We start from the raw sequence: 21,733 nt of genomic DNA on the forward strand, positions 1-21,733 counted from the left end.
TGCCGGGCCGTCCCGACACAGGCGTCAGGAACTGCAGTCCGGCATCTGGGTCAGGACCTCGCGCTGGAGGGGCAACACCTCGGCATGGCGCGCCAGCCCCTTCTCCGTTGCGCGGTGTCGGAGATGGGGGGGCTCCAGGCGGGACGCGAAGGGCGCCGCCGGGATCGTTCTCCGGCGGTGCCCTTCGGCGTCGTGCAGCGGGGGAGGGGAGGGGCACGCTAGGGCCTCTCGTTTGGATCATGCCGGGCTCGCGGGCCCTGGCACCGCGCCTCGTCGCGTTGTCGTCGGTTGCCATGGCTCCGCCATGGCGCCCTCCTCCGCCTTGCGATCCACGGCACCCGACCCCGCTCCCTGATCCGGCATGATCCAAACGAAAGACCCTAGTCGTCGGGGGTGATTCAGCGCGCCGCAGTTCCGGCAGTCCCATTCGTCGGGGACTTCGACCAGGTCGCAGCAGTCACAGCCGACACTGCGCACGATGCCGTCCTCGCCGCCGTCTCGGTGGAGTCGGCCATCTTCGCCCAGTAGAACGTCACGCCGAGCTCGATGTCCCTCGTCCGGTGGACCAGGACGGAGCCGGGGGCGCCTCCCTTGGCGAGCTTCACGACCCCGGCCGAAGCGCGGACGCGCTCCAGCCGGGCGGCGGGGGTCACCGGCGGTCGCCCTTGCGCAGGGTGATCCAGGTGGTGACCAGGGCGGCGGCCACGCCGATCGCGCGGTGGGCCGCCTGGTCAGTTGACTGCACTAGCTCAGGCCACGGCTCGACTCCGTGACCTTGGTTCACGAGCATGCGGGGGTGCATGAAGCTCCTTCGATTCATCGAGATCTGATTGACGGCCGGGTACGGCTGCCCCGGATGGGGGCGGTGGTAGAAGGCGAGTCGCCTTCGCTGCCGTGGCGGGTGGTGGATGCTGCTGGTCGGGAGATCGAGCCGGTCAGCAGTTACCTTCGGGACCGGATGCTGGGCGATGTCAGCCCGCTGACATGTCGCAGCTACGGCTTTGACCTGCTGCGCTGGTACCGAGTGCTCTGGGCACTGGATGTGGGCTGGGAGCAGGCCACCGAGGCGGAGACCGCCGCGTTGGTGGGCTGGCTCCGTTTGGCTCGCAACCCACAGCGCCAGCGCCGCGCCGGTGGCCACCGGGCCGGGACGGTGAACCCGAAGACGGGCAAGCCGACTCTTCGGGCCGGGTACGCGCCGGCGACCATCGCTCACAACCTGTCGGCAGTTCATGGGTTCTACGCCTTTCACCTGCACTTCGGCCGGGGTCCGGTGGTGAACCCAGTGCCTGAGAACAGGGCACGCCGTGCTGCGCTCGCGCACCTGTCGCCCATCGAGGCTCGCGCCGCGTACCGGCGCGGTCGGCTGCGGCCGAAGGTGCCTGTCCGGCAACCGAGGGCACTGCCCGATCACCAGTGGGACGAACTGTTCACGCAGATGAAGTGCGCACGGGACCGGGCATTGCTGTCCTGCTACGTCTCGTCTGGCGCCCGAGCCTCCGAACTGCTCGGGGTCGAACTCGGAGACGTCGACTGGACCAAGGGCCAGCTGTGGGTGATCTCCAAAGGCAGCCGGGCCCGCCAACCGGTTCCGGTATCGCCCGAGGCCCTCGCCCACCTCGCCGCCTACCTGGAGGAGGCCGGGCTCCCACCCGACGGCATGCCACTCTGGCGCACCCGCCGCGGCCAGCCGAGACCGCTGACCTACTGGGCGGCCCGCCGCATCATCCAGCGCGCAGACGAAGCGATCGGGGCGAACTGGACGCTGCACGACCTGCGGCACACCGCCGCGACCCGACTCGCCCGCGACCCGGAGCTGACGCTGGTGGAGGTGCAGACGATCCTGCGACATGCCCATATCAGCACCACGGCGCTTTACACCGTGGTCGGGCTGGATGACCTGGTGGACAAGCTCGCAGAGCACTACGCACGGCCGGTCCAGGCGACCACGTGGCCGCAGCGATACGAGGCGAGCGACATCGAGGCGGTGTTCGGTGCCGGGCGCTAAAGTCGGCGACAGCCGGCTTCAAGGCCCGACGACCAATCGGGTCCGCCGTCATGAGAGTGCCGAAGGCCGGGTGTCTACCGGAAACTTCGAGCCTACTGCCATCATTCCCGCCCCTCCGCCACGGCCGATGCGGCCGCCTCGCTCGCTTGGGGACTTCGCGACGGCCTCGGTGGAGGAGATCACCGAAGTGGTCATCGGGCACTTCCTGCCTGCCGGTTCCAAGACGTGGCGAGCACGTCAGGAAATGCAGGAGTTCCTCGGCTACCTGACCGGATTTCCCGGAGATACCTGGCAGGAGCGCTGGGAAGCGGCCGGCCACGATGCGGGCATTCCCGTCGGCCGGGTCGCAGGAGACGACCGTGCCCTGAGTCGTCGGCTGAGCGCGGCGGCGGGCCGTTGCTTCGCCATGCGGTTGATCCGACCCACGCTGCTGGGCCTGCGCTCCAACACCTTCACCCGCTACACCCCGTGGTTCCGCAGCATCGCGAATGATCCGTGGCTGGAGGAGTTCTGCGAGCGGGTCGATCAGCTGCCCGTCGGCTCCTCCCGTCGTGGCCGGGCGAAGTCCGACGTCTGCTACGCGTTGACGGTCTTCGGGATCGACCTGGACGGGCTCACGCCCGAGGCCCTGCTGCACTACGCCGTCGAATGCCGAGCCCATGCTCTGGCCGGGGAAGATGCCGAGTCGGGCACCTTCTCCGGAACACTGGCTTGGCCGGTGTTGCACGAGATGGGGCAGTTTCCGCGCTCCGCTCCGCGAACTCTGCGGGCTGCTGTCACCCGGGGGCAGTTGTCGATCGAGGAAGCCGTGGACCGCCATCAGCTGCGCAACCGCGAGGTGCGAGACCTGTTGGTGGAGTACGTACGCCGCCGCTCCGCCGAGCTGGACTACTCGACCCTGCGGCACCTGATCACCCGCCTGGTCAAGACGTTCTGGAAGGTGATCGAGGAGATCAATCCTGAGCAGGCTGACCTGCGGCTGTCGGAGGAGACCTTCACACAGTGGAAGGAGAAGTTGCTGGTCCTGCCCGGCGGCAAGCCGCGCCTGGACATGGACGGCCCGCTGCTGGCGGTCCGGTCCCTCTACCTCGACCTGCACACCTGGTCCGTCGCCGAGCCCGAGCGGTGGGCGAAATGGGTCGCGCCCTGCCCGGTCCGGGATGCCGACCTGCGCCACTTCCAGCTGCGCCGGCGCCGCCTGAACGAACGGATCGCCAACCGCACGCGAGTCCGCCAGCCGCTGCTGCCGATCCTCTCCCAGCACGTCAACGACACCTGGCACCAGCGCAGAGAGCTGCTGAAGGCCGCGCAGAGCGTGAACCCCGGCGAAGAGTTCGTGCACGACGGCACCACATGGCTGCGGGTGTCTTGCAACGAGCGCCACAACCGGCCCCCGGTCCGTGTGGTCAACCGCACCACTGGCGACCTCGTACGCGTCTCCCAGGACGAGAACGCCGCGTTCTGGCAGTGGGCCGTCGTGGAGACACTCCGGCTGGCCGGCCTGCGCGCCGAGGAACTCACCGAACTGAGCCACCTCAGCGTCCGGCAGTACCAGCGCCCGAACGGCGAGGTCGTCGCGCTCCTGGTCGTCAGCCCGTCCAAGAGCGACCGTGAACGCGTCATCCCCATGTCGGCCGAGCTGTTCCACATCATCGCCCAGGTCATCCGCCGCCACCGCGAGGAACACGGCACTGTCCCGGTCTGCGCCCGATACGACCTGCACGAGAAGGTGTGGAGCGAAGAGCTGCCCTACCTCTTCCAGACCGTTCACAGCAGCAGCCAGCGCGGCATGTCCAGCACGACGGTGTGGCGCATCGTGCGACGTGCGTGCAATGAGCTGGCCGCCACGCACCCGGAGTTCGCCAACGTGCATTTCGCCCCGCACGACTTCCGACGGCTGTTCGCCACCGAGCTGGTGAACAACGGTCTGCCCATTCACATCGGCGCCGCCCTGCTCGGGCACCTCGACATCCGCACCACCCGCGGCTACGTCGCGGTCTTCGACGAGGACGTCATCAGCCACTACCACCAGTTCCTCGCCCGACGCCGAGGAACGCGACCAATGGAGGAGTACCGGGAGCCCACCCGGGACGAGTGGGAGGACTTCCAGGAGCATTTCGACAAGCGCCGCGTGGAACTCGGCTCCTGTGGTCGTCCCTACGGCACTCCGTGCGCGCACGAACACGCCTGCATCCGCTGCCCGATGCTCAGCATCAACCCGAAGATGCTGCCTCGCCTCAACGAGTTGGAGGAGGACCTCCTCGCCCGTCGCAAGCGAGCTGTCGAAGAGGACTGGCGCGGCGAGATCGAAGGTCTCGATCTGACGCTCACCTTCTTGCGGAGCAAGCGCGAGCAGGCCCGCCGCTTCCAGCGCAGCGATCCTGTCTCCCTCGGAATGCCTCCGATCCCGCATCAGGATCCCCAGGCCACAGACAGGTGAGCAGCACTGCGAACACCAGAATCGCGGCCCGGGTCAGAATCGGGGGCATGGACGTTCCCAAGCTGCTGGAAGCTGCTTCCCTGCTCGTTCCCGAGGACATCGCCACCGAGAACGACATCACGGTGGCCGATGTCTGGGAGTACCTCACCCAGGACGAGTGGGAGGTGGCTCTCGGGCTGCTGGAGGAACTCGGAGACGTCCAACCGCTTCCACTCAGCTTCTGGGAAACTCTGGCCACCGCAGCCGAGCAGATGCGGATGGAGAAGAGCGCGGCCTGGTGCCACTGGCGCGGCTACGAAACCCGCAACGGCATCATCCGGGCCGACCTCACCCTCCGCCCGGCCGCCGAGACCCGACGGCAGACGCCCATCTCCGGCGCCGGCGTCCTGCGACCGATGTGGAACATCGGAAACCGAACCCCGACCGGCGAACCGGCCCTCAACATCGCCATGCTCTGGGTTGAGCGCACTCCCTTCCTCGAACCTGGCGGGCGAGCCTCGGTGCGACTCGCGCCCATTGGCCCTCAGCAGTGGCAGCACCTTGAGCCCGGCCAAGTGATCACCATGCACGAGGACCGATCCGTGGCCGGGACGGCAGTCGTCCTGGAGGTTCAGCGACCCTGCGGCCACGCCCACGGCGTAGAGTCGAACGATCAGTAACGACCGCGGGAGGGGAACATGGCGGAGCGGAGTTGGCAGCTCAGACAGGGTGAGCGGCTGGTGGGAACCTTGGCCCTCGAAAGCGGCGACATGTTTTGGTCCGACTGTCGCTTCGAACCCGGCCCAGCCTGGGAAGAGCTTGCTCCCCTGTTCGCCGCTTCTCGTGATGCCTGGCGCCGCGGTGACGAGGATGCGGCCTTGGCCGCAGACGAAACGATCTACGCCCAGGGCCTCGTCCTCGTTCCAGACAGCGGCGGAGCCCCGATCACGGAGTTCCTGATTCGGATCGAGGGAGAAGTCGCCCGATTCCGTCACTGATCCGACGCGGTCACGCTCCTTCGGACTTCTCACGCCCGCTGACTTGGTGCACGAGATGGGAAGCAGATGTCGACCACCTTGGGAGGCACGAGAGTCTGGTGCTGTTCGATGCCGGACTGTCAGAAGAGGCCAGCCGAGGTGTTCTGCGTGAGGGTCTCGAGGATCGTGCGCAGCCATGGGCTGCGTACGGCTGGTAGCCGGACCAAGGTGTGTTGGAATGTTCCCCGGTCGGCCCGGAACAGGTGGTTGGGGAGGAGCGGGGGCGGGTCGTCGCGGAGGACGTCTTGGGCTATGCGGCCCGACGTGGGAACCGGCAAGTTCGGTTCGGGAGAGGCCAGCCACAGCCACATCCCCAGCGGCAGGGGCACCAGGTATGCCGGTGCGGTCGGGTCGGCAGGGGTCCAGGTCCGGCCCGTCTGGGGGTGGACCGGGACGAGGAGGATGTCGACGTCCGCGTCCGGGGAGGGCTGTCCCGGTCCGGCCAGGACGGCGCGCCGCTTCGGGGTGCCTGCCGGCAGCAAGGCGTCGAGCGCGCGTTGGAAGACGTCCGCGGTCAGGCCGCCCGGGACCTCCACCGGCTGCCCCTGGGAAGCGATGAGCAGGTGGGCGAGTGCCTGGCCGGCTGCCGCCTCCCACTGCGGACTCCACGACCAGTAGTGGTTCGGCCCCAGCCGTCCTCCCCACGTGGCGATCGGCTCGAACGGGGGCGTCTTCTCCACCGTCTCTGCCAGCTCCGCCCAGGAGAGCGGCGCGGCGTGGATACCGTCGACGGGGACGCGGTGCACGAGGTCTGAGCCGAGTCGCACCATCTGCCAGAGGGAGCAATCGTCGACCCTGGATGCCACGGGGAGGTTGCATACCTCGCAGGCCATGTTGGGCCCGTCGGCCCCGTCGAGGCCACAGCAGGCACCGCCACGCTTCTCAGGAATCAGCCGGGTTCCGCGGATATCACCAGGCGCGATGACATTCGCCCCGGTCGTGCCGTCGGACAGGGCATGGACCGGAGCGTAGATACCGCGTGCCTCAGCCTCGCCCTGATCAATCTCGTCCCACATCCGCCACGGCCCTCCCCAGGGTTCCGGGTCCACGGCAAACGTCCCTGACTCCATGAGCACCGGAAGCTGGGCCCCGTTCCCGTACTGCTGACGTGCGTGGACCGGCAGTGCGACCTGGGACAGCGGGATGGTCAACTCGGCCCCGCATCGCGCACACACGAAAACGAACAAATTTCCTCCGGATAGGAAACAGACGCATCCTCGCAGCTCACCGGCAGCCGGCCAACATGATTTCTCATCCGCTGCGGGAACGGCACCAGCCACTGTCGTGGAGGATCAACGCAGCGCGATCAAGTGCTAGCTGCGCCTCGGACTACGGCAGCGACTCACTCGGTGTTCGAATCCCGGTGTGCTGCAAAGCCAGCCCGCGTTGGTGCAGAGAAGGTCCAGCTCCATCAGCGCGGTCCCGGGACCGGAGACGTCCTGGACGGCTTTGGGGTACTCGGTGCCCTCGCCGCCGGCCTTGCGGACGACGGTGGCGTGCTTGATGTAGCCGGACTTGCCGGCCTTCTCCGCGAGCCAGAGCAGCGGTGCGCGCCTGTCCAGGATTCCGTGGGTGATCGCGTTGATCGCTGCGCCGGTGAGCAGGGCGCCGGCGGGGACGCGGTAGCCGAGGGTGCGGGTGACGGCGAGGGTGGAAGCGAGCTGCACGGCCGAGTAGGAGGCGACGTTCCCTTGGGTTTCAGGAGGTGTCGTGCACTGTCGCGTCACCCTGGGCGGTGAACCTGTGGCCGACAGTTCCTGAACCGGTGTCGCGGACGTTGCACCTGTTGCTGAGATGCGCCCGTGATCGAGAACAGGAAAGTGCGGTTGCGGCCGTTCGTGGTACGGATGCCGTCGGGTGACCGGTACTGGACGGTGCTGGACGAAGACGAGCTCGCGCCGATTGCCGAGGTGGATGAGTTCCTGCGGCACGTGCGGTTCGGCCGGGACCAGGCCGAGTCGACGACCGCGACGTACGCAGGCGCGATGAAGTTGTTCCTGACCTGGTGTGCCCGGTCGGGTCTCGACTGGCGGGAGTGCGCGGGTCGTCTCGGGTCGTTCATGTTCTGGCTGCGGCACGCCCGGCTGGATGGGGATCCGGTGGTCCCCGGCCCGGGGCAACAGCCGGTTCGAGGCCCCCGCCGGGTGAACACGATCCTGGCCGGGGTGCGGGAGTTCTTGAAGCACCAGGTCGCCGTGGGCAACGCTCCGGTGGCGGTGCTGGGCATGCTCTACGAAGTCGCTGATGATCGTGACCTTCCTGTCGAGGTTCGTGGTGAGGCGAGTGGGCCCCGCTACTACGCCCGGGCCCGGCATCGGGCCGCTGTCCCGGACGCACCGGTCGACCGGGCCAGCGACGACGAAGTCGTGGCCCTGCTGCGGGCCTGCCGGACGGCACGGGATCGACTGATCGTGCTGCTGATGGCGCGCGCGGGTCTGCGCCGCGGGGAAGCGGTGGGTCTGCGCCGAGAGGACATCCACTTCGTCGTGGATGCCCGACACCTGGGTTGTTCGGTGCCGGGCTCGCACCTTCACGTGGTGCGTCGGGACAACGGCTCGGGTGCGTGGGCGAAATCGCGTCGGTCGCGGGCGGTACCGGTGGACTTCCTGGTGGTCCAGGCGTTCGACCAGTACGCGGTGGAGCGTGCGAGGTGTGCTGAGGCGGCGCTCAGCGACATGGTGTTGGTGAACCTGGCCCGGCCGCCGGCCGGGGCACCGGTGAAGCCTGGGGCGGTCAACGAGTTGCTCGTGCGGCTTTCCCGGCGGGCGGGGTTGGAGCGGGTGGTTCATCCGCACTCTCTGCGGCACGCCTTCGCCACCAACGTGGTCGAGGCCGGTGCCGCCATCGACGAGGTCCAGCAGTTGCTGGGCCATCGTTCGGTGACCAGCACCCAGGTCTACCTCCACCCGTCGCCGCAGCGCCTGCGGGCCGCGGTCGACCGCGTGGGATCGCTCGTCGAGGAGGTCCGTTCATGAACAGTGAGGCCGCACTGGCACCGCCGCCCGACAGCGGGCGGGAGGACGCCCAGGCCGAGCGGCTGTTCTCGCGAGTGCGGCAGGACTTCTTGGTCGGGCTGGGCTGGGACGAGCGGCTGCGTATCGCACGGCCGTCGCCGGATCATCCCTTGATCGGGTACCGGTCCTGTGCCGTGCGGAACTGCATCGCGCCTGCCCGTCTGGGCGGTGCCGCTCCGCTCTGCGCCACCTGCCGGGGACGGTGGCGGGCCGGCGAGCAGGACTTGGAGGACTTCCTGACGACAGCGGTTCGGGTCTTCACGGGCACCGATGGCCCGTGCCGGGTGCCGGGGTGCGAGCGGGTCTGGAGGTCGTTCGACAACCCGGTCTGCCTCAGCCACATGGATCAGAAGTACCGCCTCGGGATCGAGACGATCGAGGACTTCGTCCTCGATCCGCGGGTGGGGCCGAAGCCGGCGTTGGAGCCGTGCTCGGCGGCGGCGTGTCACCGGCAGAGTAAGGACCGCGGCGGATTCTGCGCGGGGCACCGCTGGAGCTGGAACGAAGCGAGGCGAAAGGATCCGGACGTCGATCTCGGGCTGTGGTCCCGGACCGCGCCGGCGGTCCACGACGGCACCTTGATCAGCTTTCGCGGGTTACCGGACCTCGTCGTCGCCGAGTTGCTGTTCGGGACTCAGCAGCGCCTGGACCGGCACGTCCGGCTGCTGCACACGGCGTTCAAGGCCCTGTGCGACACGGCGCGCGCCCAGCAGGTCACCAGTCTGAGCCAGCTGATGGTCGAGGCGAACATGCGGATGGCGGGGGTGTGGAAGTCGATGACGGCCGACATCCGCGTCGGTCTGGCCACGCCGGAACTGGAGCAGCTGAAGGACGTGTGGGACGCGGAGGTCTTCGGGCTGGGCAAGGGCCGCACCATGAACTTCACCGGCCTGAGTCAGGAGTGGCTGCGGCGGGCGGCCAAGGCGTGGGTGGTGGATGCCATTCCCCGCCGCTACGGCCGGAACATCCCCAACTCCCTCATGTCCATGGTCGTCTGCTTGGAGCGGCTCTCCGACAGCCTGCGCATCAACCGCGAGGACCACGGGGACGCTCCGGAGCGGCTGCGCCGCACCGACGTCGAGGTCTTCCAGCAGCGCTTGGCCTACCTGGAGCACACCGGGCAGATCAGTCCGAACCTGCGAGTGACGATCTGCCGATGGTGCGCACGGTTCCTGCGCGAGATCCGTGAGATGGGTCTGACCCGGCCCCGACAGATGCTGGCCGGACTGCCCGACGACTTCTCGTTCCGCAAGGGCGACATTCCCCGGCCACCAGAGGACGAGGGCGGTGGGCGGGCTCTGCCGGACGAGATCCTGGCCCAGTTGTGCGCACGGCTGGACACCCTGGAGACCAGCCGGCGCAACGGCCGGTCGGGAGCCCCGGCCGGAGGGCGGCACGCCCGGATCGCGGTAGAGATCCTTATCGACACCGGCCGCCGCCCAGACGAGGTGCAAAAACTTCCCTGGGACTGCCTGGAGACCGACGCGGACGGCAAGCACGTCCTTGTCTACACCGACTTCAAGAACAACCGGCTGCGATGCCAGCTGCCGATCCCGGACACCACCGCCTCGATGATCCGCGAGCAGCGCGACCGCGTCCGCGGCCGCTTCCCGGACACCCCCACGGACCAGCTCGCGCTGTTCCCGAACCCGAACTTCAACCCGGACGGCACCAAGCCCTACCGGTCGATGTTCCTCTCCCAACTCCATCGCGAGTGGCTGAACACTATGCCGCCTCTGCTCACCGCCGCGGGGGAGGAGTTCGACAAGGCACGGATCACGCTCTACGCCTACCGGCACAGTTACGCCCAACGGCACGCCGATGCCGGAACGCCGGTAGACGTGCTGCGGGAGCTGATGGGACACAAGACCCTCGGCACTACACAGACGTACTACCGGGTCTCCGAGAAGCGCACGCGTCAGGCCGTCGACCGGCTGGTCACCCTCCAGTTCGACCGACACGGCGGCCGGCTGTGGGACGAGGCCAAAGCCCTCCTGGACCACGAGCACACCCGGATGCGGATCGGGCAGGTCGCCGTACCGTTCGGGATCTGCGCCGAGCCCAGCAACGTCAAAGCCGGCGGACACGCCTGCCCGTTCCGGTTCCGATGCCTGGGCTGTGATCACTTCCGCACCGACCCCTCCTACCTTCCGGACCTGCGGACCTACCTGGACACCCTGCTTCGAGACCGGGAACGGCTGGCCGCGGCCACCGAGCTCGACGCTTGGGCTCGGGCGGAAGCAACACCGTCCGAGGAGGAGATCAGTCGCCTGCGGCGTCTGATCCGCAGGGTCGAGAGCAACCTCGACGCCCTCACCGACGAAGAACGGGAGGAGATCCGTCAGGCCACCTCGGCCCTGCGCCGGTCCCGCGCCGTACAGCTCGGCATGCCCACCCTCCTGCCAGCCGCAGGTGGCCTTCCACTCGAACGGAAAGCATGAAGCCAACCTCTCCGGCTGACCGGCTCGCCCAGGCCCGAACCGATGACTCCACCCGCCGCCGCAGGCGCGTGCTGGCCGCGCTCGACGACCTGACCCGCGACGGCCAGCCGATCAGCGTCTCCGCCGTCGCCCGCCTGGCCGGCGTCCACCGCAGCCTGATCTACCGCCACGGCGACCTCCACGCAGCCGTGGCAGCCAAGGCCGCCCAGCCGCCCAACAACACCAACGGACCGCAGGTCAGCCGGAACTCCCTGCTGAGCGATCTGGCCAACCTCACCGAACGCAACACCCGCCTTGCGGGCCATGTGGCCCGCCTCGAACAACGCCTGTCCGAAGCCCTTGGCCAAGACGCCTGGCGCGCCACTGGCCTCGGCGCTCCCACCGACATCGACACCCTCCAGCGGAAGATCGACCACCTTGAACAACAAGTCGCCGAGCTCCGCGACCAGCTCTCCGAACGCGAAGAAGACCTCCAGGCATCCCGAGCCACGAACCGCGAGTTGATGACCCAACTCAACAGCACCCCTCACCGCCCCCGCTGACCTGCGAACCCAGATACCAACCGCTGGTCGGTGGATCGCAGCCTTCACTTTGGGGTGCGAGTAAGTCGGTTCAGCCCGGCGGTCAGGCGGGAACGCTAGCCCGGTCCAGGACGGCGGCCATCTCGTCCTCTGGGAGTGCCGGGTTGGCACCCGCGCTGGATGCCAGTTCGGGGACGAGGAGGGCCTCGCGGAGCCGGTGGAACGGGAGGCGCGGGTCGCGGGCCGCCGCCTGACGCGTCCAGACGACGGGGTCGTGGCTGAGCCGTTCGATCAGCTCCGGCGCGGCGGCCGGATCCCGTACGGCCAGCCGGCGGTAGTTCCCGTCGGGGTGGTTCGCGTAGCGGGTGGCTAGGCCCTCGCGGGGGAACCGAGGGTGCGTCTCCGCCATCCAGGCGGAGAACGTCCCACCCAGCCGCGCAAACACCCGCATCAGGACCTCCTCCGGAGTGTCGGGGTGGTGAATGCCCAGGAGGTTCTCCACCACCGGGTCCTCGACGCGTGCAAGCAGGCGCAGCAGTTCAGGCGGCAGATGGGGGCTTCGGGCGGCGGCGCGCTGGAGCAGCGGGTGAGCGGAGGTCGCGGCCCGGCGCATTACCTCGGGGTCGGCGAGCCCGTCCCGTACCCACCACACGTCGTCGCCCCTGTCGAGGTCCCCGGCCGTGAAGTCGATGGCCATACGCCGCGTCTCGTCCAGCTCGGGCCGAAGGGAGACGGCCAGCCGTACGTCCTCCTCGGGGTCCACGGCGAGCCTCTCTACGAGGTCGGCGGGCAGCGACGGGTTCTCGGCGAGGGAGGTCAGGTGCATCCGCTCGGCGACGCACCGCTCGGCGCGGGCACGGTCAAGGAGTCCGCGGCGCAGCGCCTCGGCGGCGGACTTCGGGTCGCGGAGGAGGTCGGCTGTCACGCGGGCGTCCCGCCGGCACTCCTGCAGCTCGGCGGCCCGCCGCACCTCGAGGTCGGGGTCGGCCAGCAGTGCCGACCGCTCGCCCGCCGACAGGGCCTCCCATGCACGCACCGCTTCCCGACGCGCTGCCGCACAGTGATGAGTGGCCATCGATGCCACGAACGATGGCGCCAGATGGGGCGACTCCAGCAGGGCCGCGCGTACGGAATGATCCGGGTCGTCGAGCAGGCGGGCGCACACAGCATCCGGGAGCGGCGCGACCTTTACGCGCGGACCGTACACCTCGGGTCCATATGCGAGAGCTGCCCGCACCTTGGGAGAAGGATCGTCCGCGAGCCGAGCCCGCTGTGCAGGCTCCGCCCTGGCACTCATGGCGAAATCGATCCGGGCCCCCGGGTTCGGGTGGGCCAGGATCAGCGCGACGGCCGACTCGGGGAGTCCGGCCCGGTGAAGAACGTCACGGGGCGGACGGTCACCGTCTGCCCCGAAGGCGAGCAGGCGCAGCAGCAACGACTCCGGCAGCGCCGGATTTCGGGCCACTCCGTCCAGCGCGGATGCGTGAAACGCCACCATGATTCCTCTACCCCCTGTGTCTTCCCCGATCGGTCCGCGCCCATGATCTCGTAGGCCGTGCACGACATCTGTCGGCCACCGTTGCACCGGTCCTTGAGACTTTGACCAGCACAGATGCCTACCGAGGGGAGGGCTCCTAGGTCACCAGCCCAACAGAAAGGACGTGTCGGCTCACCGAGCGACGGCCGTAGGCGCTGGCGGTGCAGGTTCGGCCCTCGGGGCCGTGCCGCCACGGGTTCTCTTCCACCGGGGAGCCGTCTTTCTTGTAGACCAGGTGGGAGCCGTGCATTCCCTTGGTCGTCGCGTCATGCGAGTTCTGCACGAACTGGTCCCCCAGCGCGTGGACTCCGTCGAAGACGGCGGTCAGGGCGGCGACCAGGGCGATGCCCTCGATGGCGCGGAGGCGATCGGTCATGCTGGGGGTGCTCCTCATCTCGGATTCGGGGTGGGGTGCGGGGCGTCCGGCCTCTTGCCGATGCTGCGGACGCCCCGCGATGCCACCGCCCCCCGGCCGGTCTCCGGTCGGGGGGCGGTGGTGCTTAGAACGGAGGCTCGTTCCAGGCCGGGATGGGCAGGAGTCGGATGCGCAGCTCGCGCCGGTCGTACCAGCAGCCGCACGCCTCCATCTCGGGGAAGGCGCCGCCGGTCCACCAGCCGCCCTCGCCGTGGCAGCGCGGGCAGCCCGGCCGGGGCCGGGCGGTGATCTCGATGCGGTGCCGGTCGGCGTAGAGCTTGAGGTGGCCGGCCCTGAGCGCGGCGGCGGCCGTCGCCGCGGCGAGCGGGACGGCGGCGGCGAGCAGCAGGGCGCCGCGCAGGTGGCGGGCGGTCACTTCAGCGGGATGGCGCGGCAGGTGGCGGCGTGGCTGTTGGCGTCCGGCCGGATACGGAACAGGAAGTCCCCCTCGGGCAACTCGCAGGAGTCTCCGCAGCCGTGGCAAACCCAGCGGTTTTTCTCCGAGTGCTGGCCGGGGCCGGTGACGTCCACGTACGAGCCGCCAACCGTGGTGAACCTGATCAGCAGGTTCTTGGGGCGGTCCGGCTCGGTGAAGGCGGTGAGGGTGCCGGTTCTCATGGGCTGGTGTCCTCTCGGGTCAGGCGGCCAGCAGGTGCTTGGCCGGGGGAGCGATGTAGGAGGCGGGGTCGGCGGGCGTGCCGCCGCAGCACTCCAGGCAGGAGCCCAAGGTCTTCAGCTGTACTGGCGCAGAGCACTTGTTCCGCGGCTGCCGTATCCCTGAGCAAGGAGCCCAGGCAGCAGTCCCTGCGTGGTCCTAAAGGCCGCGGGAAATCACTGGCCGGGCCCGGGCACGTGCGGAATGCTGCAGGCGTGATCGCGCGAGAAGCCGCCGTTCGGGCCGTTGAGGAACAACTGGAACGCGACTATCAAAGGGGGCGGGCTGCGGGTTCGGAGGCACTGCGCATGGCTGTGGTGGACGCCGAGGAGCACGAACTGGTGTGGATCGTCTCCTGGACGTCCGAGGAGTTCGTGCGCACTCAGAAGCCGGAGTTCATGCTCGCAGGCAACGGGCCGTACCTGGTCGACCGTGTCGACGGGGGACTGCATCAGGTTGGCGTCGTCTCCGCGCTGACCGGGGCATGGGAGGACGACTACCGAGCTCGGATACGTGGCCTTCCGGTGCGCACCGCGGTGGACGACCTACACGATGTGCTCCGCGAAATCGCGCCTGCGCGCGGACGCATGCATGCTGTGCGGACATTGCGCCATAGGCTGCCTGTGCTCTCGCCCGCGGAGGCCATCGAGTACGTGAGCGGGTTGCTGGAGGGTGATGCACCCGCGCGCCTCGTGGCCGTCGCCACCAAAGATCTCGTGGAGCCTCTCAACCCGGTACTTGCGGTGGAGACCATTCTGAGCGGGGCGGCGATCCGAGCCGGTCAGAGACCCGCCAGGTGACTGGAAAGCCACTCGGCATGCCGATCGCGCATCCGGCAGCTCTACCACTGCCTCCAGCAGAGTCAGCGATTCGACGAGGAAACTGCCTTCCCGTCCTCCTCGGACGAGATTCGCAGGGCTGCGGGATAGGCGGGGGTCTCTATCGGCCTGGAGGCCGCACCCAGGGAGCGAAGCGCTGGCCAGGTGCAGCGTCCTCGCGCCAATACCTCAAGACCGTCTCCTGGACGATCTCGAATCGCTCGGCGGCGATGAGGCATGGGACAGGCTCCTGCCCGCCGGCATCAGCCTCGAAGGCGACCACGACGGGCACTTCTCTGCCGAGTCGACGGGCAACCTTCAGCAGCTCGTCAGGCGATGGGTCCCGGAACATCGGATCTTGAAAACTCGACGGGCAACTGACGAAGAGCGGATCGTCGAAGACCAGCTCCAGACCATGGTGGTAAGTCAGATCATGACCAGTAGCAAGCCGGAGTTGCCCGGCGTTCCAGGAAAGCACGTCCCAGTCCCACCAGGACCCCTTGGGAAGCTGGATCCCCGCATGCCGTCCTGTGTCGCCCACCCTCAGCCCTCATCAATTTGAACGGGCCATCAGGCTACACAGCGGCTTGAAGCCCTCAGCTTGACGGGCTAAGCACCTGAGGAAGTCTGTCCGGTCCTCGCGCACCCCGGAGAGGCGGGCGAGGGCCAGGCGGAGCGACCGGGGCGGGTCAGCGGTTGGGGATACGGATCACGGTCGGGTTGTTGTCGCCGGGCGTGCCGGGTGCGGGCAGGGTGGCGTGGAGGTGGAGCTCGGGGCGGAACTCCGGGCGGAACACCGGAGCGGCCGCGGGGTGGTTGTGGATGACGGGGCGGAAGGTCAGGCCGCGCAGGGCGGGGATGCTGGCGAGCGCCCATACGGCGGCGGCCAGTGCGGCGGCCAGGGTGCGGCCGCCGGCCGGGGAGGCGGACCACACGGTCCAGATGCTGCCGATGCCCCACAGCGTCCAGAGAATGCGGGCGCCGGTGATGCGCAGGAACCCGCCGATCAGGCCGATCAGGCCGGTGGTCTGCCACAGGGTGTAGACGGTCGCGCCGGACAGGGCGGGCAGGTGCGCGGCCTGCGCGTCGAGGAAGGCGCGGATCGGGGTGGTGAGGGTGGGCCAGATGCCGCTGGTGTCGCGCTCCAGGTCCACGTGGGGGCGGGGCACGGTGCCGGTGATGGCCTCGATGATGGCGCCCAGGACGCTGGCGGCCGCACCGAGCAGCATCACCAGCGCTCCGGTCGCGACCAGCAGCGCGAGGGCCTTGATCCAGTGGGCGAGGCCGTGCCAGTCGGCCTTGGGGGCACTGCGAATGTCCTCCCACACGCCGTGCAGGACGCCGTCTTCCTTCCATGCGCGGTTCCACCAGGCGCCGGCGGCGTCCAGCCGCGCCCGGGCCTTGCTTTTCGAGGGCGCCTTCGGGGTGGGGAGTTCGGGGGTGGGGGTCGGTCCGGTCGACATGGCCGGGTGCTCCTTCGTGTTGGGGATGGTGGTGGTGCTGGGGCCGGGCGGCCTGTCCCGCTCTCGTCCTGCCGGCCGCCGCAGGGGAGGGGACGAGAGCTGGGCGGAACGTCCGGGATCAGGTGGTCAGCGGTTGGTGATGCGGCCGAGCAGGCCGCGTGCGGTCTGCTGGGTGTGCTGGACGTGCTGGACGTGCTGGACGTGCTGGGTGACGGTTCCGGTGTAGTGGTGCTCGTTGTGCGTGATGGCCGCGCGGGTCTTGCTGATCGCTCCGCCGATGGCGGTGGCGGCCATGGCCAGGCCCGCGAACGGCAGGGTGACCATGAGGACTCCGGCGAGGGTGACGGAGGACAGGCCCTGGAGGACGAGCCAGGCACCGCAGCCGATGCCGGTGATCCCGGCGCCGACGCCGATGCTCGCGACCGCGATCCCGGCCGCCCAGGCCGGGACGATGCGGTGGTCGGGCTGCGGCACGGGCGGGGTGGTGCCGAACGCCGGCAGTGCGGTGTCGTCGCGGAACGAGGTGGGGTGGAAGGCGGGCTTGCTCGCCCAGTTGTCGAGCAGGCGGCGGGCTTCGGCTGCGGCCTCGGACTCGGGCATGCCGTGCTGGGTGTGCAGGGGGTTCATCGGTGGTCTCCGATCACGCGGGAAGAGGGGAGCGCCCTCCTGGCCGTGGCGGGCTGGGAGGGCGCGTGGGGGAGGGGTGCCGCCGGAGTGCGTGTCCGGCGGCGCCCTCCGGCGTTGCGCGGCAGGGGAGGTGTGGCTGGCGGGTGGGTAGTCACCGCACGAGCGCGCCGGGCATTCTCGGACGATCAGGCGCGGGGGAGAGGGGGCTGGGGTGGAGTTCGTCTTCGACTGCGGGTGGTGCGGGGGTGACAACTACTTCGTGGGCAGGCAGGTCGGCTTCTGGGTCGACAAGTGGGAGATCCCGTCGGAGTGGGACTGCCGCTTCTGCGACGGCCTCAACTCAACGCCCGACCCGCCGTGGACCGAGGCGTAGTCAGAGGCTGGAGATGAATCCGGCGAACGAGGCGAGGCCGCTGTTGATGGCCGGCGCCAGGCCGGTCGTAGCGAGGGTGAAGCCGAACAGGGTGCAGGCCAGCGCTGGGCCGACGCGGACGTAGCCGCCTTTGACCAGGACGAGGACGATAATGCCCAGCAGCACGGCGGTGGAGAGGGAGAGGGCCACGGCGGGGGGTGCTCCTTTGCAGGGGTCGGGTGGGGCCGGCCGCGTTCGCGCGGTCCGGCCCCGGGGATGGGTGAGTGTGGTCAGGCGTCGGTGAGGCTCTTGATGGCCTCCAGCGCCTGGCGGGGCGAGGTGACCTGCGGCTCCGGGCGGCGGCCGCTGCCGCGCTTGCCGCCGCCCTTGCCGCCACCGCCACCACCGCGTCGGCGGGACTTGCCCTCGCCGTCGTCACCTTCCTCGGGCTCGGGCCAGAACTCGCCGGGACGAACGGGCTCGTTCCAGTCGAACCACAGGCCGCGCTTCTCCAGCTCGCTGATCTCGTAGTCGGTGAGCCGGACGACCTCGTCAGGGAAGAGGGTCGCGAGGTCGGTGTCGAAGTCCGCGAAGAGGCTGCGCATGAGGACGGCGCGGCCGTTGTCGAGGACGATGACGGCGACGCCGCCGGTGGAGACGCCGTTCTCCGGGTCGGCCTCGCCGCGCATGGCCCGCTCGATCGCGGAGCCTTCGCTGCGGGAGTATCGGGCCGGGATGGTCGGCACGTCGTGCGGGTTCTCCATCGTGCCCTCAGCCGCCTTGCGGGTGGCGCCGGGCGAGCCCATGTTGAAGATGACCGGGCGGGAGTTCTGCCGGAGATTGTCCTTCATCTCCGTGCTGAATCCGTTGTGCGCGAAGGGGCTCTGGCCGGCGGGCTTGAAGCCGATGCCGTACTTGAGGCCGGTGACGGTGAGGTCGTCGCCGTCCGACTGGATGAACTCGCCGAAGTCCCCGTCCTGGGCTGCGGTCATGAACTCGTCCGCGTACACGTTCAGCTGCCGGTAGGGGCAGCGCGGGTCGCCCGGCTTGTAGTCGTGCGGCTTGCCGTCGTGCGGCCAGGGCATCTCGGCCCTGATCTCGCACAGCGCCTTCGCCGCCCGCAGCTGCCTCGCCATCCACAGGGCGTTCGAGCCCTGCCGGTCGATGTACTGCCCGAGCGTGGTCGTCTTCTCGTCCTTGCGGACGGTGGACAGCCACACCACCTGACCGGCCAGGGACTCCGCCGCCATGTCGATCGCGAAGAACTGCGTCTTGCCCGACCGGCTGACTCCGAGGACCAGGCCGTGGGCGGCGGCGTTCTTGTCGTACTGGTACACCATGTTCTTCACCGGCTGGCCGGTGATGGTGAACCCGCAGACGAACATGCCCTTCTCGTCCGGGGTCAGCAGCTCGCGGGTCGCGGGGAAGATCTGCGACAGCGGCGGCGTGTCGAACGCGCTGATCAGGAACTCCGCGCCGTCGATGAGGACGAACACGCAGGAGTCGTCCTCGGGCATGCCCAGGCCGCGGCAGACCTTGGCCAGGTCGATGCGCGGCGTCTCGGTGGAGTCGGCCATCTTCGCCCGGTAGAACGTCACGCCCCGCTCGGTGTCCCTCGTCCGGTGGACCAGGACGGAGCCGGGGGCGCCGCCCTTGGGGCCGGCCACCCGGTCCACCCAGCGCTCGGCGTCGGTCGGCTTGGTGCGCCGCCGGACGTTGGCCTCGGGGGTGATGCTGGCCTCCATCCAACCGGGCCCGCCCTGGCGGCCGGGCTGGAGCGGGACGTCCGCGAGGGTGACTTCGGCCGCGGGCACCCCGAAGGCCGCGCCGACGGCCTCCGCGGACAGGCCGGTGATCGGCCGTCCGGTCTCCGAGGCCCTCAGCAGCAGGGTGATGTCGTGCCGCATGCCAGGGTGCCGGGTGGCCTTGACGACGTGAGTGCGGGCGGGCATACCGGCGCGCTCCCACAGCATCCGTGCCTCCCGGGTGAGCAGGTCCGCGCCGTCGTCCGGGAGCGCCGCCGTGAGCTCGGGGGCGGCCTCGGCGGGCGCCAGCTGCGGGGCGGGGGAGGGGGCGGCGAGGGCGGGACGGTGGCGTCGGCGGGCGTGCCGGGAGTACGGCATCACCAGGTAGCCGGCCACCGCCCATCCGGCGGCGAGCAGGCCGTCCAGCCAGTACGGGCCCCAGCCGAGGGTGGTCTTGGCGGCGACGTCGACGGCGGCGGCCAGGACCAGCGGGGACCAGCGCAGGATCTTGCGTCCGGCGCCGGTCTCCTCGCTCTTGGCCGCGAGGAAGATGCCGCCGATTCCGGCGGCGCCGGCCAGCTGCACGATCTCGTGGACGGGGCTGTCGGGGTAGAGGTTCGGGGCCACGGCCAGCACGGGCGCGGCGAGGGTATAGGCGAGGCGTTCGAGCGCGACACTGCGCGGCGTGGTCACCGGGAGGCTCCTTCGGGAACGAGCGCGGGCGGCCCCGCGGTGTGCGGGACCGCCCGTGGCGGGGAGGGGTGGGGGAGTGGGGTCAGCGGTTGAAGAACCCGGGCCTGGGCGTCCTCTCGCGCCGGTTGGAGCGGATGTCGTCCAGCGCGCCGTAGAGCTGCGCGTGGGTCCGCCGGGTCTCATGGGTGAGGTCAGCGGTCTCCTGGGCGGTGTCGCACAGCGTGCGGACCTCGCGGGCGGCGCCGACCAGCGCGGTCTCCACGTTGTTCGTGAGCGACACGAACTTCGGGTCGAGGTGGGCGTTGCCGATGTCCTGCGCCATGTCACCGGAGACGTTGGCGTTCTTCTGCATACTGCGCTGCAGCGCCTCCAGCTCGAGGCCGGCGTCGTCCAGGGCCTGACCGAGCTTGTCGAGCTTCGCCTGGACGGCCTTGTACCGGTTGTCGTCATCGGCGACGACGGGTGCCGTGCTGCTACGGGGCGCGAGATCGCTACTCATCAGCGGGATTCCTCCAGGTCGTTCTAGTCGTGGTGGGCGGCGGCCGACGCGTGCGCGAGACCGGCGTCCTCCTTGGCGGCCATGTCCTCGCCGTACACGCGGGCGACTTCCTTGGCGGCGAGCCGGGCGGCCTCCTTGGCGATGCCGCACTGCTCGGCGCACCGCTCGGCCTGCGCCTTCATGCGGGCCGCGGAGTCGGCCAGGTCCGCGATGAGGTCGGTGACCTTGGTGTCGATGTTGTGGTCGCCGACCAGGTCGGCGGCCATCTCCCGCAGCGCGTCGGCGAGCTTGCTGAGCGCCTCCATCAGGGCCTCGGCACGCTCCTGGTCGGAGGCGGCCTTGACGGCGACCTTCGCCATTCCCATCAGGTACTCGTCGAACGTGATGTCCGTGCGGTGCTGGGCGGCCAGTCCGCCCGCGCCGGACGGCCTGCTGACTTCCGAGCTGCTCACGCTGCTCCCTTCCGTGCTGGTCGGCCGGCTGGTGCCGGGCCGTGCGGTGTGCGGTTCCGGCGCGGGCGGCAGGCCCTTCACGCCGGTGGTCACGGCCGCGGGCCCGTCGGGGACGATGTCCGCGTCGACGATGTCGTCCTCGCCCTTGCCCTTGGTGTCGGTGCGCGGCGGGTGGGTGGGCCGGTCGGGCCACTCCACCGTCGGCGTGGAGTCCTCCTCGCCGAACGGGCTGTCAGCCGGGCGGCCGCGCCGCCGGGACCGGCCCGTACGACCGCTTCCCGCACGGCCGGTCCCGCTGGTGCGGCGGGCGCGTCCGCGCCCACCGGCCCGGGCGGCTCCGGTGCGCCGCCGCCGGAACCGGCGCCGCTTCTTCGAGCCGTCAGACGCCCCGTCACCGGTCTTGGAGTCCTTGTCCGGCTCATCATCGGTCGCCTTGCTGTCCTTCGCGGCGCTGGAGGCCCTGTCAGAGCCGTCCTTGGCGGTCTTCTCACTCTTGCCGTATGCGCCCTTGTCCGCGCCGTCGGTGTCCTTGTCCTTGTCCTTGGTCAGGCTGACCTTCTCGGTGCCTGCCTTGCCGTCCTTTGCGTCGGCGCGGCGCTTGTCCCAGCGGCGCTGGGCCTCCTCCGCGACGGCCTGGCCCAAGGTGGTGCGGCCCGGTGCGGTCGACGCCGCGGTTTCCCGCTTCGCCTTCCGTGCCGCGTCGCGCTCCGCCCGCTTCGCCCGGCGGTCCTCCCACGCCTGCTGCCGCTGGGCGCGGGTCTGGTCGCGGTCCTTGGTCCGGTTGGCGAGGCCGGCGGTGTGACCGGCGCTGCGCCGCTCCTGTCGCCCGGACTGCCGGACCCCGGCGCGGTCCTGGCGGCCGCGGACCCGCTCGGCACGGGCGCTGGACGCCGGACCGCGCTCTGCCCCGCCGCCGCCGTCGCCCTTCGAGCTGCCGCTGCGGCCGGAGCCGCCAGAGCCCGCCTGGGAGCCTTTCGACCCCACGGACGCCCCGTTGCGCCCCGAACCGGCTGTATGGCCGCCAGAGGACCGCTCAG

23 protein-coding genes are annotated in these 21,733 nt (G+C 69.9%); 9 read left to right on the forward strand and 14 right to left on the reverse strand.

What is annotated here, in order from left to right; all coding sequences use genetic code 11:
• Positions 1–398 precede the first annotated feature (398 nt).
• Positions 399–653 carry a hypothetical protein gene (locus IO20_RS0130220; RefSeq protein WP_030554172.1) on the reverse strand — a complete coding sequence of 85 codons (255 nt, stop codon included), beginning with the start codon at positions 651–653 and terminating at the stop codon, positions 399–401.
• A 305-nt stretch (positions 654–958) separates the two neighbouring features.
• On the opposite strand from IO20_RS0130220, the gene IO20_RS0130230 reads away from it, so the two are divergent.
• From IO20_RS0130230 to IO20_RS0130245, 4 genes are all read left to right on the forward strand, one after another.
• Positions 959–2,008 (forward strand): tyrosine-type recombinase/integrase, encoded by a 1,050-nt coding sequence (locus tag IO20_RS0130230; protein WP_051874685.1) that lies wholly within the window; start codon positions 959–961, stop codon positions 2,006–2,008.
• Between the two features lie 169 nt (positions 2,009–2,177).
• Entirely contained in the window at positions 2,178–4,448 is a 2,271-nt protein-coding gene (locus IO20_RS0130235) for a tyrosine-type recombinase/integrase (protein WP_245685104.1), read from the forward strand.
• A 47-nt stretch (positions 4,449–4,495) separates the two neighbouring features.
• Positions 4,496–5,107 (forward strand): hypothetical protein, encoded by a 612-nt coding sequence (locus IO20_RS0130240; RefSeq protein ID WP_037636633.1) that lies wholly within the window; start codon positions 4,496–4,498, stop codon positions 5,105–5,107.
• An 18-nt stretch (positions 5,108–5,125) separates the two neighbouring features.
• The gene (locus IO20_RS0130245; protein WP_030554179.1) at positions 5,126–5,425 is read left to right on the forward strand and encodes a hypothetical protein; all 300 of its coding nucleotides are present in this window, start codon (positions 5,126–5,128) and stop codon (positions 5,423–5,425) included.
• Between the two features lie 119 nt (positions 5,426–5,544).
• On the opposite strand, the gene IO20_RS0130250 is transcribed toward IO20_RS0130245, so the two are convergent.
• Positions 5,545–6,651, reverse strand: coding sequence for a hypothetical protein (locus tag IO20_RS0130250; RefSeq protein WP_030554181.1), 1,107 nt, complete (start codon positions 6,649–6,651; stop codon positions 5,545–5,547).
• A 126-nt stretch (positions 6,652–6,777) separates the two neighbouring features.
• A complete protein-coding gene (locus tag IO20_RS0130255; protein ID WP_245685105.1) occupies positions 6,778–7,131 on the reverse strand; it encodes a hypothetical protein in 354 nt (117 codons plus the stop codon).
• Positions 7,132–7,266: 135 nt separating this feature from the next.
• Here IO20_RS0130255 and IO20_RS0130260 point away from each other — a divergent pair, with 135 nt between their 5' ends.
• The 3 genes from IO20_RS0130260 to IO20_RS0130270 all read left to right on the forward strand — a co-directional run bounded on the left by IO20_RS0130260 (position 7,267) and on the right by IO20_RS0130270 (position 11,461).
• Positions 7,267–8,439 (forward strand): tyrosine-type recombinase/integrase, encoded by a 1,173-nt coding sequence (locus IO20_RS0130260; RefSeq protein WP_245685106.1) that lies wholly within the window; start codon positions 7,267–7,269, stop codon positions 8,437–8,439.
• Between the two features lie 617 nt (positions 8,440–9,056).
• Complete coding sequence (locus IO20_RS40460; protein ID WP_169749648.1) at positions 9,057–10,919, forward strand: tyrosine-type recombinase/integrase; 1,863 nt, start codon at positions 9,057–9,059, stop codon at positions 10,917–10,919.
• Positions 10,916–11,461 (forward strand): DUF6262 family protein, encoded by a 546-nt coding sequence (locus IO20_RS0130270; RefSeq protein WP_030554187.1) that lies wholly within the window; start codon positions 10,916–10,918, stop codon positions 11,459–11,461. Before IO20_RS40460 ends, IO20_RS0130270 begins: the two co-directional genes overlap by 4 nt.
• 82 nt (positions 11,462–11,543) lie before the next feature.
• Here the strand turns inward: IO20_RS0130270 and IO20_RS0130275 are convergent, their stop codons facing one another.
• The 4 genes from IO20_RS0130275 to IO20_RS0130290 form a co-directional block, all read right to left on the reverse strand.
• On the reverse strand, positions 11,544–12,476 hold the full coding sequence (locus tag IO20_RS0130275) for a hypothetical protein (protein WP_245685107.1): 933 nt from the start codon (positions 12,474–12,476) through the stop codon (positions 11,544–11,546).
• Between the two features lie 598 nt (positions 12,477–13,074).
• Positions 13,075–13,353: a hypothetical protein gene (locus IO20_RS0130280; RefSeq protein WP_245685108.1), complete on the reverse strand. Its 279-nt coding sequence runs from the start codon at positions 13,351–13,353 to the stop codon at positions 13,075–13,077.
• A 124-nt stretch (positions 13,354–13,477) separates the two neighbouring features.
• Positions 13,478–13,768, reverse strand: a complete 291-nt coding sequence (locus IO20_RS0130285; RefSeq protein ID WP_078946159.1) for a hypothetical protein — start codon at positions 13,766–13,768, stop codon at positions 13,478–13,480.
• A complete protein-coding gene (locus IO20_RS0130290) occupies positions 13,765–14,010 on the reverse strand; it encodes a hypothetical protein (RefSeq protein ID WP_030554194.1) in 246 nt (81 codons plus the stop codon). Before IO20_RS0130290 ends, IO20_RS0130285 begins: the two co-directional genes overlap by 4 nt.
• Positions 14,011–14,262: 252 nt before the next feature.
• On the opposite strand from IO20_RS0130290, the gene IO20_RS0130300 reads away from it, so the two are divergent.
• A complete protein-coding gene (locus tag IO20_RS0130300) occupies positions 14,263–14,847 on the forward strand; it encodes a YrhB domain-containing protein (protein ID WP_030554195.1) in 585 nt (194 codons plus the stop codon).
• A 139-nt stretch (positions 14,848–14,986) separates the two neighbouring features.
• On the opposite strand, the gene IO20_RS0130305 is transcribed toward IO20_RS0130300, so the two are convergent.
• The 3 genes from IO20_RS0130305 to IO20_RS0130315 all read right to left on the reverse strand — a co-directional run bounded on the left by IO20_RS0130305 (position 14,987) and on the right by IO20_RS0130315 (position 16,955).
• Complete coding sequence (locus tag IO20_RS0130305) at positions 14,987–15,406, reverse strand: hypothetical protein (protein ID WP_051874674.1); 420 nt, start codon at positions 15,404–15,406, stop codon at positions 14,987–14,989.
• Positions 15,407–15,554: 148 nt separating this feature from the next.
• On the reverse strand, positions 15,555–16,328 hold the full coding sequence (locus IO20_RS0130310) for a hypothetical protein (protein WP_051874675.1): 774 nt from the start codon (positions 16,326–16,328) through the stop codon (positions 15,555–15,557).
• A gap of 126 nt (positions 16,329–16,454) precedes the next feature.
• Positions 16,455–16,955 (reverse strand): hypothetical protein, encoded by a 501-nt coding sequence (locus IO20_RS0130315; protein ID WP_030554200.1) that lies wholly within the window; start codon positions 16,953–16,955, stop codon positions 16,455–16,457.
• Between the two features lie 211 nt (positions 16,956–17,166).
• On the opposite strand from IO20_RS0130315, the gene IO20_RS40865 reads away from it, so the two are divergent.
• Complete coding sequence (locus tag IO20_RS40865; RefSeq protein WP_169749545.1) at positions 17,167–17,328, forward strand: hypothetical protein; 162 nt, start codon at positions 17,167–17,169, stop codon at positions 17,326–17,328.
• Here IO20_RS40865 and IO20_RS0130325 read toward each other — a convergent pair whose 3' ends face one another.
• From IO20_RS0130325 to IO20_RS0130340, 4 genes are all read right to left on the reverse strand, one after another.
• Entirely contained in the window at positions 17,329–17,517 is a 189-nt protein-coding gene (locus IO20_RS0130325) for a hypothetical protein (RefSeq protein ID WP_030554201.1), read from the reverse strand.
• Between the two features lie 80 nt (positions 17,518–17,597).
• Positions 17,598–19,745, reverse strand: coding sequence for a hypothetical protein (locus IO20_RS0130330; protein WP_030554202.1), 2,148 nt, complete (start codon positions 19,743–19,745; stop codon positions 17,598–17,600).
• A gap of 82 nt (positions 19,746–19,827) precedes the next feature.
• Complete coding sequence (locus IO20_RS0130335; protein ID WP_030554203.1) at positions 19,828–20,244, reverse strand: hypothetical protein; 417 nt, start codon at positions 20,242–20,244, stop codon at positions 19,828–19,830.
• A gap of 23 nt (positions 20,245–20,267) precedes the next feature.
• Positions 20,268–21,680, reverse strand: coding sequence for an ATP/GTP-binding protein (locus IO20_RS0130340; RefSeq protein WP_245685109.1), 1,413 nt, complete (start codon positions 21,678–21,680; stop codon positions 20,268–20,270).
• Between the last annotated feature and the right edge of the window lie 53 nt (positions 21,681–21,733).

The sequence above is a fragment of the Streptomyces exfoliatus genome (genome assembly GCF_000725545.1).
Lineage (GTDB): Bacteria > Actinomycetota > Actinomycetes > Streptomycetales > Streptomycetaceae > Streptomyces > Streptomyces exfoliatus.

Bases quoted from the DNA above. Each gene is read 5' to 3' on its own strand.
- IO20_RS0130315 (WP_030554200.1), bottom strand. From the start codon at position 16,955: ATGAACCCCCTGCACACCCAGCACGGCATGCCCGAGTCCGAGGCCGCA.
- IO20_RS0130280 (WP_245685108.1), bottom strand. From the start codon at position 13,353: ATGACCGATCGCCTCCGCGCCATCGAGGGCATCGCCCTGGTCGCCGCC.
- IO20_RS0130230 (WP_051874685.1), top strand. From the start codon at position 959: ATGCTGGGCGATGTCAGCCCGCTGACATGTCGCAGCTACGGCTTTGAC.
- IO20_RS0130290 (WP_030554194.1), bottom strand. From the start codon at position 14,010: ATGAGAACCGGCACCCTCACCGCCTTCACCGAGCCGGACCGCCCCAAG.
- IO20_RS0130240 (WP_037636633.1), top strand. From the start codon at position 4,496: ATGGACGTTCCCAAGCTGCTGGAAGCTGCTTCCCTGCTCGTTCCCGAG.
- IO20_RS0130270 (WP_030554187.1), top strand. From the start codon at position 10,916: ATGAAGCCAACCTCTCCGGCTGACCGGCTCGCCCAGGCCCGAACCGAT.
- IO20_RS0130310 (WP_051874675.1), bottom strand. From the start codon at position 16,328: ATGTCGACCGGACCGACCCCCACCCCCGAACTCCCCACCCCGAAGGCG.
- IO20_RS0130245 (WP_030554179.1), top strand. From the start codon at position 5,126: ATGGCGGAGCGGAGTTGGCAGCTCAGACAGGGTGAGCGGCTGGTGGGA.
- IO20_RS0130335 (WP_030554203.1), bottom strand. From the start codon at position 20,244: ATGAGTAGCGATCTCGCGCCCCGTAGCAGCACGGCACCCGTCGTCGCC.